General features: G+C 54.0%; 13 protein-coding genes and 2 tRNA genes. 11 read left to right on the forward strand and 4 right to left on the reverse strand.

The annotated features are described in order from the left end of the window. Positions 1–89: 89 nt before the first annotated feature. The 7 genes from ABIE48_RS01490 (at position 90) to ABIE48_RS01520 (ending at position 9,540) form a co-directional block, all read left to right on the forward strand. Complete coding sequence (locus ABIE48_RS01490; protein WP_354518164.1) at positions 90–698, forward strand: YkoP family protein; 609 nt, start codon at positions 90–92, stop codon at positions 696–698. A 133-nt stretch (positions 699–831) separates the two neighbouring features. Then, positions 832–1,938, forward strand: coding sequence for an outer membrane lipoprotein-sorting protein (locus ABIE48_RS01495; protein ID WP_076174843.1), 1,107 nt, complete (start codon positions 832–834; stop codon positions 1,936–1,938). 305 nt (positions 1,939–2,243) lie between these two features. Beyond that, entirely contained in the window at positions 2,244–3,428 is a 1,185-nt protein-coding gene (gene alr, locus ABIE48_RS01500; RefSeq protein WP_076174841.1) for an alanine racemase, read from the forward strand. A 230-nt stretch (positions 3,429–3,658) separates the two neighbouring features. Continuing rightward, positions 3,659–3,940 carry a CopG family ribbon-helix-helix protein gene (locus tag ABIE48_RS01505; protein WP_036648438.1) on the forward strand — a complete coding sequence of 94 codons (282 nt, stop codon included), beginning with the start codon at positions 3,659–3,661 and terminating at the stop codon, positions 3,938–3,940. A gap of 3 nt (positions 3,941–3,943) precedes the next feature. Then, on the forward strand, positions 3,944–4,294 hold the full coding sequence (locus tag ABIE48_RS01510) for a type II toxin-antitoxin system PemK/MazF family toxin (protein WP_076174838.1): 351 nt from the start codon (positions 3,944–3,946) through the stop codon (positions 4,292–4,294). Positions 4,295–4,504: 210 nt separating this feature from the next. Then, positions 4,505–6,694 carry an alpha-galactosidase gene (locus ABIE48_RS01515; RefSeq protein ID WP_192716280.1) on the forward strand — a complete coding sequence of 730 codons (2,190 nt, stop codon included), beginning with the start codon at positions 4,505–4,507 and terminating at the stop codon, positions 6,692–6,694. Positions 6,695–7,347: 653 nt separating this feature from the next. Beyond that, positions 7,348–9,540, forward strand: coding sequence for a Tex family protein (locus ABIE48_RS01520; protein ID WP_192716281.1), 2,193 nt, complete (start codon positions 7,348–7,350; stop codon positions 9,538–9,540). Between the two features lie 209 nt (positions 9,541–9,749). Here the strand turns inward: ABIE48_RS01520 and ABIE48_RS01525 are convergent, their stop codons facing one another. Continuing rightward, positions 9,750–10,313, reverse strand: a complete 564-nt coding sequence (locus tag ABIE48_RS01525) for a CGNR zinc finger domain-containing protein (protein WP_192716282.1) — start codon at positions 10,311–10,313, stop codon at positions 9,750–9,752. Positions 10,314–10,463: 150 nt separating this feature from the next. Here ABIE48_RS01525 and ABIE48_RS01530 point away from each other — a divergent pair, with 150 nt between their 5' ends. Further along, on the forward strand, positions 10,464–10,952 hold the full coding sequence (locus ABIE48_RS01530) for a DinB family protein (protein WP_145025977.1): 489 nt from the start codon (positions 10,464–10,466) through the stop codon (positions 10,950–10,952). A 107-nt stretch (positions 10,953–11,059) separates the two neighbouring features. Here ABIE48_RS01530 and cmpA read toward each other — a convergent pair whose 3' ends face one another. Together cmpA and ABIE48_RS01540 are read right to left on the reverse strand one after the other, a co-directional pair. Beyond that, positions 11,060–11,188, reverse strand: a complete 129-nt coding sequence (cmpA, locus tag ABIE48_RS01535) for a cortex morphogenetic protein CmpA (protein WP_089549977.1) — start codon at positions 11,186–11,188, stop codon at positions 11,060–11,062. 208 nt (positions 11,189–11,396) lie between these two features. After that, a complete protein-coding gene (locus ABIE48_RS01540; RefSeq protein WP_076174826.1) occupies positions 11,397–11,750 on the reverse strand; it encodes a hydrolase/acyltransferase in 354 nt (117 codons plus the stop codon). A gap of 139 nt (positions 11,751–11,889) precedes the next feature. On the opposite strand from ABIE48_RS01540, the gene ABIE48_RS01545 reads away from it, so the two are divergent. From ABIE48_RS01545 to ABIE48_RS01555, 3 genes are all read left to right on the forward strand, one after another. Continuing rightward, positions 11,890–12,369 (forward strand): SprT family protein, encoded by a 480-nt coding sequence (locus tag ABIE48_RS01545; protein ID WP_192716615.1) that lies wholly within the window; start codon positions 11,890–11,892, stop codon positions 12,367–12,369. 31 nt (positions 12,370–12,400) lie between these two features. Further along, positions 12,401–12,476: transfer RNA gene (locus ABIE48_RS01550), tRNA-Asn, on the forward strand. 7 nt (positions 12,477–12,483) lie between these two features. After that, positions 12,484–12,572, forward strand: a tRNA-Ser gene (locus ABIE48_RS01555). Between the two features lie 156 nt (positions 12,573–12,728). On the opposite strand, the gene tlp is transcribed toward ABIE48_RS01555, so the two are convergent. Next, positions 12,729–12,938 carry a small acid-soluble spore protein Tlp gene (tlp, locus tag ABIE48_RS01560; protein WP_076174820.1) on the reverse strand — a complete coding sequence of 70 codons (210 nt, stop codon included), beginning with the start codon at positions 12,936–12,938 and terminating at the stop codon, positions 12,729–12,731. Positions 12,939–13,079: the final 141 nt, after the last annotated feature.

Genomic DNA, 13,079 nt, shown 5'->3' on the forward strand with positions numbered 1-13,079 from the left:
GACAAATATCTTTTTTTGGATGATTTGCATGGATTCCCTTATTTGAACCGTCAAACTGAATAGAACGAACTTAATAGAGAAGAGATGTGATGAAATTGATCAAAACGACGGCTTTGAAGACGGGAGTCCAGACGGCATGGATGAAATGGGAGGGCTTGTTCGACCGGATCACGCGGCTGCGGAGCAAGCGGGTGCTGAGTTACGGAATTTGCAAGCTGGTGGTTCGGCCTTTTCACGGGAAAAGCATCCGCAGTGACAGCGGGCAGTGGCTTCATGCCGGCGACTGGATCGGGGAGCTTCATTTGGATAACGGGCAGGTGCTGGAACTGTCGCGGAGCCTTGGGCCGGACAGGGCGGCGCTGAAAACCGCCAGGCTCCTGAAGCAATCGCTCAGACAGATCCGTGAAGCGATGGACCAGGTTCCCGAACTGGCTGAGGTCAAAGCACTGACCGGGATCACGCTGCTTCACCGGGGGCTGACCCACGGGCTGGGCTTTGAGCAGCACCAGCTGAAGGCCGGGTGGTTCCGGCTGCTGACGACGATCTATTTAAGGTTTCTGCTGCGAATGCTTCATCCTGCCGGGCAAAAACGCGTGAAGCACAGCGCTCCCAAGCTGGTTCCGCAGATGCTGCTCATGACCAGGCAAGCGTTCATGGAGCGGTACCGCCGCGAGTCACCATTATACAGCGTCATATAACAGCGTATTAATAACATTATATTCAGTACACGGATTCGGTATCAGGCTTGTCATGCTAGTCTGCATAATGTGACCAAGTCCCTCATAGACATGTATCAATCAGTTCAAACCAAGTGCTAAGGGGGATGATGTCATGCGCCGGATTTCATGGATGCTCGCCATGATCTTGTGCGTTACGGTTGTGTTGGCAGGCTGTGGTGGCAAAAAGGATGCCGCTTCCGTTGTCAAAGACTTGAACAACGTGGTCGATACACTGCAAAGCAAGGATGGCTCTTACAAAGGAACGGGGAAAATGACGCTGTATACCGGGGAGAAGCCGCAGGAATACCAGGTGGAGGTATGGTACCAGAATCCAAACTACTACCGCATCAGCCTGACGAACGCCCAGAAGGACGTTACGCAAATCGTTCTCCGCAACGACGATGGCGTATTCGTGCTGACGCCGAGCCTGAATAAAAGCTTCCGGTTTAAAAGCGACTGGCCGGACAACCAGGGGCAAGTCTATTTATACCAAACGCTCGTCCGGGGCATCTTAAGCGATAACACCCGGCAGTTTGCAGCTGACAAGGACAGCTATGTATTTGATGTTGCGGCAAACTATCACAGCCAGTCTCTCGTCCGCCAAAAAATTTGGCTCAGCAAGGACAATTACGCGCCAAAACAAGTACAAGTCTCCGACTCTGACGCCCATGTCGTCGTTGAGGTCAAATTCGACCAGTTCCAGTTCGATGCGAAATTCGACAAGGACTCTTTTGACATGAAGCGCAACATGACCGTGCAAAGCGATCCGTCGGTCGGCACGGTGGCCGAAGTCGACGAGAACGGCAATCCGGTCGCATCCCAGGACCAGCCGCAGGGCGATAACGGGGAAGCGGCGCAGGAAGTCACCAAGGAACTTGGCGACTTTGGCATGATTATTCCGGATTACCTGCCTGAAGGCGTTACGCTCAAGGACAGCAACAAGTTGGACAACAGTGACAACCATGCGCTGCTGCTTCGGTATGATGGTACATACCAGTTCACGATCATGGAATCCCGTCCGCAGGACCGTGCCGTGTCCCTGATGTCGGGTGAAGTGGTGGACCTTGGATTTACGGCGGGCCTTCTGGCTGGCGATGAGCAGCAGACGCTGACCTGGATGAATGGGGACGGCGTGGAATTCCGCATTACAAGCGCAAACCTGCCGGTGGACGAAATGATACAGATCGCAGCGTCTTTACAGGAACAATCGGGTAAATAATACGCAGACAGGCGGACCCTTCGGGCCGGCGGGGCATGATTCCACCGGCGAAACGAAGGGGCTTTCGCCTATCCATCTTCGAAAACTGCTGTGGTACGGTAAACCAGCCGGATTCAGCCGGGGCGTGGTTCATTGACAGTCACCTTCCTGAACATTACGATTACATAGGATAACGAAAGGTAAATAACAACTGATTTTCGATCCGATCCATCTATGTCCATAGAATGATCGAACGAAAATGACAACTCTCCTTTCAATGACTGTATGTAATGAGTGTGTTAATTCTTAGAGAAGGTGACGAATGAATGCAGCAACAATATAGAGCAACTAGAGCGGAAATCAATCTGGACCATCTTCAAGCGAACGTTACGGCGTTTCGCCGGGCTCTGCCCGAAGGCATGAAATTTCTGGCCTGTGTCAAGGCGGATGCGTACGGTCATGGAGCCGTGCAGGTGGCGCGGGAGCTTGCGAGCATCGGGGTGGACTATTTAAGCGTCGCTTTCCTGGATGAAGCGATTGAACTGCGGCATGCCGGCTTGACGCTGCCCATCTTGGTGCTTGGCTACACGCCTCCGGAAGGCATAAGAACGGCGTGGGAGAATAACATAACAGTGACGGTGTTCAGCCCGGAAGTACGGGAAGCTATCCGGCAGCTCCCGGCGGACGCCGAGTCCAGACCGCTGAAGGTGCACATTAAGATCGACAGCGGAATGGGCAGACTGGGACTTCTTCCCGGCCCGGACGCCATTTCGTTTATCGAGTCGCTCTATGCTCTTTCGCAGGCTGAGGTTGAAGGCTTGTTTACCCATTTTTCCAAAGCGGACGAAGAAGATAAAAGCTATACACTGGAGCAGTACCGGCGTTTCGAGAGCGTGGTGGCCTCGCTCGGGGAGAAAGGATTCAGCCCTCCTCTTATACATACGGGCAACAGCGCCACAGCGATTGATACCCCTCAGCTGTCCTACAATATGGTCCGCGTCGGCATCAGCCTGTACGGATTGTATCCATCGGATGAGGTGAATCATCAGACTGTCGCACTTTCCCCGGTATTGACGCTGAAGACAGAGCTTGTATATGTCAAAACCCTTCCGCCGCATTGGGGCGTCAGCTACGGCGCCAAATATGTGACGGATCAAGATGAAGTCATTGGAACGCTGCCGATCGGCTATGCCGACGGGTACTCGCGGATGCTGAGCGGTAAAGCGGAAGTCCTGATCCGCGGCCGCCGCGTTCCCGTTGTCGGAACGATCTGTATGGACCAGTGTATGGTAACACTTCAATCTTTTGCCGAAGAGGCAGAAGAAATTCATGCGGGCGAGGAGGTTGTGCTCATCGGTCAGCAGTCTGGCCAGTGTATTACGGCAGATGAGCTGGCTTCTCAGCTGGGTACCATCCACTATGAGGTCATCTGTATGATTTCCCACCGGGTACCTCGTGTTTACACGAAGCACGGGGCGCTGTACAACCGGGTCAACCCACTGCTCACCTAATGCGAAGAAAGGCGGAATTTCAGCCTTTTTGCTGGAAATGAAGGAATATGGCACAAGCATCCCGAATAAAGGTAATGACGGAATGACTGTACGTAAATGCCGAGTCTAGTTTATAATGTATGCAGCATACCTGGTATATCTTCGGCATATATATTCCTTTGTATAAATTTCCTTGATTCAAGTTATACTGGGCACAAGGGTGAGAAGGTATTGTGGGGGTGGAACAGAAGGTGGCTAATATGCAGAATACCAAACGAATTATGATCAGCTTGCCGGATCATCTTTTGCAGGAAGTGGATGGCATCGTTGCGATGGAGAATTCGAACCGCAGTGAACTCATCAGGCAAGCCATGAAACTGTATTTAACGGAGCGGAAGAAACGTTATATACGGGAGTCAATGCAGCGCGGCTATATGGAAATGGCCAAGATCAATTTGACGATGGCATCGGAGGCCTTTCACGCGGAAGAAGATGCAGACAGCACTCTAGGCCGCTTAGTGAGCGGGGTGTAGACATTGATCGTAAAACGCGGCGACGTTTTTTTTGCGGATCTTTCACCCGTAGTCGGTTCTGAGCAAGGTGGAGTCAGGCCGGTTCTGATCATTCAGAACGATATCGGCAACCGTTTTAGTCCTACGGTCATCGTGGCGGCCATTACCGCCCAGATTCAAAAGGCAAAGCTGCCGACCCATGTGGAGATCGATGCGGTTTCGCATGGTTTCGACAGGGATTCGGTCATTTTGCTGGAGCAAATCCGGACCATCGATAAGCAGAGGCTGACGGACAAAATTACCCACCTGGATGAGGAAACGATGAAAAAGGTGGATGATTCGCTGCAAATCAGTCTCAGCCTGATCGATTTTTAAGCGTTGAACCATAAGGTTGATGATATGGTTGTGAAGGATAAGGCGTACCCGAAAGGGGGCGCCTTTTTCTTGTTTTTGAACTTGTTTTTAAGTCACATAAGTCCATTGTAAGGGGTTACGCATCCGCTATAATGAATGGTATCCAACGTATGAGCGGGCAGGTGAGTACTGCATCTGCGTCTATCCGCTTGTGATATCAGGGAGGGAATTATGGCGATTCATATCGATACCAAGCAGCAATTATTTCATCTTCAGACCCGCAGTTCAAGCTACGTATTTCGGATTCTTCCGTCCGGCTATGCCGCCCATCTCTATTACGGGAAAAGGCTGCGCGACGCTGACCTGAGCTGGCTGCTCGTGACGACCGAGCGGGCTTCCTTCAGCCCGAATCCGGTGCCGGAGGATCGTACGATCTCCCTGGACACGCTGCCGCAGGAGCTTCCAGTGTACGGAACGAGCGATTTCCGTCACCCGCTGGTACAGTTCCGGCTGCCTGACGGCTCAACCGTCACCGAATTCAAGTATGTGTCGCATCGGGTAGAGCAGGGCAAACCGCGGATGGAGGGACTCCCTTCAACATATGTGGAGAGCGAGTCCGAAGCCGAAACGCTGTTTGTGAATATGCAGGATCCCGTGTCGGGGCTGCATGTGGAGCTGCAGTACACGGTGATGGAAGCTTATGATGCGCTGACCCGCTCGTTAAAAATCGTGAACGACAGCACCGAGCCGCTGGAACTGCTTAGAGCCCTCAGCGCAAGCGTGGACTTCCCGCGCGCCGACTACGAGTGGCTGCAGCTGTCCGGCGCCTGGACCCGGGAACGCGACGTTGTTCGCCGTCCGGTCGCCTATGGCATGCAGGCGGTGGAGAGCCGCCGCGGGGCCAGCAGCCACCAGCAGAACCCGTTTGCGGCGCTGCTGTCTCCGGGGGCGGATGAAGACCACGGCGAGGTCTACGGCTTCAGCTTGGTATACAGCGGAAGCTTTATCGCCCAAGCCGAGGTGGACCAGTTCCGGACGACCCGTCTGTCGATTGGGATCAATCCGTTCGATTTCACCTGGCTGCTGGAGCCGGGAGCCGCGTTCCAGACGCCGGAGGCCGTCATGGTCTATTCACCCGAAGGCCTGGGAGGCATGTCGCGGACCTATCACCGGCTGTACCGCGAGCGCCTGGCCCGCGGCCAGTTCAGGGACAAGGAGCGCCCGATCCTCGTCAACAACTGGGAGGCGACTTACTTCCAGTTCAATGCGGATAAAATCGTCGACATTGCCAAGGCCGGCAAAGAGCTCGGGATCGAGCTGTTCGTCCTGGACGACGGCTGGTTCGGCCATCGCGACAGCGACAATTCCTCTCTTGGCGACTGGGTGGTTGATAAGAACAAGCTGCCGGGAGGACTGGAAGACCTGGTGAACCGCGTGACGGGCATGGGAATGCAGTTTGGCCTGTGGTTCGAGCCGGAGATGGTTTCACCGGACAGCGACCTGTACCGCAAGCACCCGGACTGGTGCCTGCATGTACCGGACCGGCGCCGTACGGAAGGCCGCCAGCAGCTGATCCTCGACTTCTCGCGGCAGGATGTGCGCGAGGAGATTGTACGGATGCTGACGGAGGTGCTGAGCAGCGCGCCGATTACGTACGTGAAGTGGGACATGAACCGCAACATGACGGAAATCGGTTCGGCGCTGCTGCCGCCGGAGCGTCAGCGGGAGACGGCGCACCGCTACATGCTCGGCCTCTACGAAGTGATGGAACGGATCACGTCGGCGTTCCCGCACATCCTGTTCGAGAGCTGCTCCGGCGGAGGCGGACGCTTCGATCCCGGCCTGCTCTATTACATGCCGCAGACATGGACAAGCGATAACACCGATGCGGTGTCCCGCCTGCGCATCCAGTACGGCACGAGCATCGTTTACCCGGTGAGCGCCATGGGCTCGCATATTTCCGCCGTTCCGAACCACCAGGTGGGACGGTCTACGCCGCTCGACATGCGCGGCTACGTCGCCATGTCAGGCAACTTCGGCTACGAGCTTGACTTGACGAAGTTCACCGAAGAAGAGAAGGAAGTCGTCAAGCGGCAGGTGGCGCTGTATAAGGAAATCCGCGGGCTCGTCCAGACCGGCGAGATGTATCGGCTCCTCAGCCCGTTTGAAGGCAATGAGACCGCCTGGATGTTCGTGGCGGAAGACGGCAGCGAGGCCGCGGTCTTCTATTTCCGGGTGCTGGCCGAATCCAACGCGCCGCTGAACCGCCTCAAGCTGAAGGGGCTCGATCCGGCCGCAGATTATGCGCTGGTGGGCACAAGCGAGGTGTACACTGGCGACGCCCTGATGTATGCGGGCATCGCGGTAGGCGCTGAGCGCAGGGATTACCACAGCGAGTTTTTCCGCTTCCGGCGCGTATAAGCCCCGGGCCTTTCCAGAATTAACCGGCCTCCGGCCTGCGTAAAGGTCTATACAGATGGAAGCCGCAGCAGTATGATGAACCTTGCCCTGTTTATGGGGTAAGGTTCTTTTTGCTTTTCTAGGGGAAATCTACCGTGGCGTGGAAGCTTTCTCCTGCCAAACATGACCGCTGGAAAAATGGTTAAAAGTTTGTGATAATAAGATATGAAAACTTTGTAGATTTGCCTAAAGTTTTGGTTTGATCTCACAGTTTTCCATAGTGGCTGTCCGCCCGTTAATCGGACTGGCCGCCAGGCAAGCTGACGCTGATACCTATAACGCCGCAGGAAGCCGCCCCGCTGATATGAAATTTTCGGTATGACGGTTTGCGGCAGCAGGTGTTTATAAACCAGACCAAGCCGATTTTTCATAATATCAGAAAGTATAAACTTCAGAGCCATTGCTTCCTGATATTGCAAGAAAAACTTCCTTTAAACGCGGTCTGTCTTCTTTGAAGATGCGTCGATAGACGTTTTTCTTTACTCGGACAAGTCTGTGACCAATCACATGATGACGAATGAATGTTTTAATGACGACGATGATGAGAGAACGTTTGAATACATGGAAACGCAAGTACGAATGGGAAAGAGGGATTTCTTTTGACGGAAAAGGAAATGGTTATCGAACAGAATGGTGAAGTACTGAAGGCACAGGAAAAGGAGCGGATCGTGCAGCAGATTGCCAAGGAGCTGCAGCTGTCCCTGAAGCAGATTCGGACGACGGTGGGACTGCTGGATGAGGGCAACACGATTCCGTTTATCGCCCGTTACCGTAAGGAAATGACCGGGGAATTGGATGAGAACCAGCTGCGCGGAATCGAAGAGCGCGTGACTTATCTGCGGAATCTGGAAGAGCGCAAGCGCGAGGTCATCCGGATTATCGACGAGCAGGGGAAACTGACCGGGGAGCTCAAGACGGCGATCGAGAAGGCGGCCAAGCTCCAGGAAGTGGAGGACTTGTACCGTCCGTACCGGCAGAAGCGTAAAACCCGTGCCAGCGTCGCCAAAGAGAAGGGGCTCGAGCCGCTCTCCGAGTGGATCATGGCTCAGCCGAAGCAGGGGGATGTGCACAAGGAAGCCGCCAAATACGTCGATGCGGAAAAGGGTGTGGAAACGGCGGACGATGCGATTTCCGGCGCGATGGACATTCTGGCGGAGAACCTGGCCGACGATGCGACCATCCGGGCCTGGGTGCGGCGTTATACGATGGACCATGGGATGCTGACCTCGGAAGCGAAGGATCCCGAGCAGGAGTCCGTGTACGAGAACTATTACAACTACCGGGAGCTGGCGAAAAAGATGCCGCCTCACCGCATTTTGGCCATTAACCGCGGAGAACGCGAAAATATTCTTAAAGTCGGCCTCGACGTACAGCCTGAGTCGATCCACAATTTTATGGCGCGTCAGGTCATCAAGGGCAGCTCGGCGGTGCAGCCGATCCTCACGGCCGTTATTGAAGATGCTTACAAACGGCTGATCGCCCCTTCCATCGAACGCGAAATCCGCGCTGAGCTGACCGAGAAGGGGGAGAATCAGGCGATTTCGATCTTCTCCGGCAACCTGCGCAGCCTGCTGCTGCAGCCGCCGGTCAAGGGCCGCTGCGTCCTCGGGGTAGATCCGGCCTACCGGACAGGCTGCAAGCTCGCCGTCGTCGACGATACCGGCAAGCTGCTGGAGGTGGCAGTGACGTACCCAACGCCGCCGAACAACAAAAAGAAAGAAGCCGCCGCGAAGTTCAACGAGCTGATTAAGAAATACAGCATCCAGTTGATCGTGATCGGCAACGGTACGGCTTCGCGCGAGACGGAACAGTTCGTGGCAGAAGTGATCAGTGGCATCGGCGTGCCGGATCTGGCTTACCTGATCGTCAATGAGGCTGGAGCAAGCGTGTATTCGGCGTCCAAGCTGGCCCAGGAAGAATTCCCGGATCTTGACGTTGCGGAGCGCAGTGCAGTGTCTATCGCCCGCCGCGTGCAGGACCCGCTGGCTGAGCTTGTAAAGATCGAGCCGAAGGCGATTGGTGTCGGCCAATACCAGCATGACGTCTCCCAGAAGCATTTGGACGAGAGCCTGAAGACCGTTGTCGAATCGGCCGTCAACCATGTTGGTGTCGACGTGAATACCGCTTCACCGTCGCTGCTGTCCTATGTGTCCGGCGTCAACGCGACGACCGCCAAAAACATCGTGAAATACCGCGATTCCAACGGTAAGTTTTTGAGCCGTAAAGAACTGCAGAACGTGCCGCGGCTGGGAGCCAAAACCTACGAGCAGTGCATCGGATTTATGCGCATCTCCGAGGGCGATAACCCCCTCGACCGCACGCCGATCCACCCGGAATCGTACAAAGTGGTGGACCGTCTGTTCCGCGAGCTTGGTGTCGGCATGGAGAAGCTGGGAACGCCTGAGCTGTCTGAGCTGCTGGGACGTCAGGACGTGGAGAAGCTGGCGGAGGTGCTGGAAGTCGGCGTGCCTACGCTGCGCGACATTCTGGAGAGCCTTCAGCGCCCGGGCCGCGATCCGCGGGAGGAGCTGCCGCTGCCTATTTTCCGGACGGACGTGCTGAAGATCGAGGATTTGACCCCAGGCATGGAGCTGCAGGGCACCGTACGCAACGTCATCGACTTCGGGGCTTTCGTGGACATCGGGATCAAAAGCGACGGTCTCGTCCACATTTCGCAGCTCAGCAGCGGCTATGTCAAGCATCCGATGGACGTGGTGTCCGTCGGCGATAATGTGACGGTATGGGTGCTCAATGTCGATTTGAAAAAAGGCCGTGTTGGCCTGACGATGCGCAACCCGCATCAGTGAGAATAACCTTATCTTAAGACTGTAAGTAAACAAGATCGGATTATAACCAGATCAGGATTTAAAGGATTTTATAAGATCGGTATATATGGAGTATCGGCCAGCATGGCGTACGTTAATGGTTCACGAGCAGCTGCCGGACTCCATCCCATAGCCCACCCGAAGAATGGAAAAAAATGTTTCCGGTCTTCGGGATTTTGGCGTGTTCGGGTTTAGATTTGGTCATGGTCGTGCGGGGTTGCTTTCTTCCGTGCCCGGAATCGTCGGACCTTCATCAGATTCCCGCACATTTTGTCATCACAGTAGCGTTTGGACCGGTTGCGGGTATCGTCATAATACACCCAGAGACAGTCCGGATTGTCACAGATCCGGATTCTTGCCGTTTCGCCATTGGCGATCGTCTCGGCAAAAGACGCGGCGATCTCCGACATGACCTGCTGCCAGTCCCAGCGGACCGGTTTGTTCCCAGTAGACAAGCTGTCTTCGCGGTAGAACAGCTCCCGAATGACGGGGCCGGCGGACATGACCGCATTTAGCCTGCCGATCGCCTCGGCTTCAAGGGAAACGCCCTGGACGATGGAGGTGACCATGCCATGGATCAAGGAGCGGAGCTCTTTCAGCTGCTGCAGCTCGTGGGGTTTTGGTTCATCGAGTAACGGCAGCTGCTGCTCCTGCAGCCATGCCCGCAGCCATCCGGGCCGGTCCAACCGGTCCTCGGACTTGCCGCTGCCCCGCCAATCATGCCAGTCGCTGTTCAAAAAATCATCCCAAAGCATTCGTTATCCTTCCTTTCAGGAACATTGTAACAACTAAATAATTCTTTTGCTAGTTACTTGACCGATAGAAAAGCATTGTGTTAATTTATGGATGTAACTAATAAAATGGTTTTAGTTCGTTACAAAAATCCGGACAGGGAGGATTTGCAGATGGGCCAAACTCAAGAGCAGCTGCAAAGATGGGATGAATGTTTCGATCAGGAAGGCTGGTATCCGCCGCTCGTGCCGGCATTGGATGGTGTAACCGCTGCGGAAGCGGTATGGAAACCGGAAGGGGAAGCCGTCAACACGATCTGGGAGAACGTAAACCACCTGCTTTATTACAAGGAATATTACCTGCAGCGGATGCGCGGCGAGGAACCGGACGGCAAGGCGTCCAGCAATGATGAGACGTTCAGGAACGTCGAAGATGGAGATGAGGCCTGGCAGAAGACGGTCGATCGGCTCAAAAGGATCCATCTCGAGATCCGTAGCTTCCTGTCCGGTTTAAGTGACAGCGAGCTGAACGCGCTGTTTCGGGACAGGCCGCTTTCCGGCTTGATTCACAGCCTGATGATGCATGACGCCTATCATACGGGTCAGATCATTTTACTTCGCAAGCTGAAAGGAAGCTGGCCGGCTTCGAGAAGCTTTGAGTAGGTAACAAGGAGCACACTGACTATAGAAATCGTCTAAACCAAACGCAAAAAACAGGCAGGTACACGGTACCGGCCTGTTTGCATGGAGCGGGCTTCATTTCTAAATATTTATCGGGCGTCCGAGTTTTCTTCCGGGGCGTTTCGGTAGAAGAACCAGCATTCGTTGAGCAGTTTGATCTGGCGTCTGTCTTTTTTGTGAAACGCCTTCCTCAGCTGATTACAGAGCCATTGCGGCAAGGGTGATCTCCTCCTCTTGCATTCCGTCTCTACGGTCAGCATATGGGGAGAACGCCCAAAGCGTGCAGGTCTCATTTGAATTTCCCGGGTTCAGCAAGGGGACGGGATTGTATTTTTATAAACGCATCCCATTATGCATTCCTTCACAATTCTTTTCGCTGTGATCCCGGGCAATTCATGGCTATTTCCGTAATAACGCTGCGGCCGCCTAGCCCTCGGCTTCCTCCTCATACCACTGTTCCAGTTGGGCTTGAAGGGCACGGATTTCGGTCAGCAGGGCGATGAGGGGATAGCTCTGTTCATCGATGGAAGCAAAGGATTGTTCGAGTGCGTTGATGTAGGCAAGTCCATCCTGAATTTGCAGATGTTCCTGCAGCAGATCCAACTGATCGCATTCCGCCACGGCGAGCGGCAGCTCGGGGACGACGGAGGCCGTCAATTTGTCTATTTCCTTATTGAGGCGCAGGTTCAGCGCGCTGAGCTGGTAAGCGTAATCGGCGGGCATTTCCACAAAAAAGAGGTCGGCATTTTTCTGTAAAATTACATATCTCATCTTCGGCATAAGGCGCAAAAATCTCCCTCCATAACATTCTACTTGTCAGTGTAGCGTATGGGGAAGTTATAATTCAAGAGAATGTTTCTTTCGGGACGACCGCCCCGAAGACCGTCAAATTCAGTCAGAGGAGGACCTCATGGACGTCATGAGCAATGAAGAGCTGCAAGCTTGGGTGGAGCGGATTTCGGAGGAAAGCTTCGGCCTGCCTTTCAGGCACCGGGCCACGTTCAACCGGCGATTATCCACAACGGGCGGGCGCTATTTTATGAAAAGCCATCATATCGAGATTAATCCCCACCAGCTGGAAGCGAACGGGCGGGAGGAAGTGGAAAAGATCATCAAGCATGAGCTGTGCCATTACCATTTGCACCTGACGGGAAGGGGCTACAAGCACCGGGATCCGGATTTTAAAATGCTGCTGCAGCAGGTCGGGGGAAGCCGTTACTGCCAGTCGCTGCCTTCGGCACGCGAGCGTAAGGTTCAGCCTTACCGGTACCAGCTGGTGTGCCGCCAGTGCGGGATGGTATATCTGCGCAAACGCAAGGTCGATCCTCACCGTTACCGGTGCGGGAAATGCGCTGGAAATCTTCGCTTGAACAAGCTTGACTCCGCTACAAAATCATGATAAATTATTTGGTGTTACCATATAACAATGTTCCCTGATAGCTCAGTTGGTAGAGCACTCGACTGTTAATCGAGTTGTCACAGGTTCGAGTCCTGTTCGGGGAGCCAGTTTCTTGGAGAGATACCCAAGTGGCTATAAGGGGACCCTCTGCTAAGGGGTTAGACTGCGTAAGCGGTGCGAGGGTTCGAATCCCTCTCTCTCCGTTTTGAAATACTTCGTAAGAAAGCTCCCACCGCCTTTGCGGCTGGGGGCTTTTTGGTGTAAAGGGATGAGAACCCTCGGGGGAGGGTTCGTCGGAGCAACAAAACAACCCCCATCCATCATTGGACAGGGGGCTGCTTGGGCAAATCCTCAAAGCTTTATTTTTCGTCTTCGTACTCTTCCCGCATGCCTTCAATTGCTCTTTCGCGCTTGGCGTTTTTGTGCTGAAGGTTGTGTACTTCCTGACCGGAAATTTCCTCGGCGTGTTCGGCCAAATAATCGTTGGTTTCGTTAATGTTGTCCTGCGTGTTGATAATGGCGGTTTTGATCTTTTCCGCGTTATCAGAACGGTCGTCTGGTTTAGCCATTGATTTTGTCTCCTTGTCGTGTGTTGATGTCATTGACATGTATAGGATGCCAAATAAGGGATGATTTTATGCCCGGGAATAGGAGAGAAATGGCAGCGACACTTTTTTTAAAAATATTACAAAAAGGGCTTGCCAACCTTT

The sequence above is a fragment of the Paenibacillus sp. OAE614 genome (assembly GCF_040546645.1).
GTDB classification, from domain to species: domain Bacteria; phylum Bacillota; class Bacilli; order Paenibacillales; family Paenibacillaceae; genus Paenibacillus_AQ; species Paenibacillus_AQ favisporus.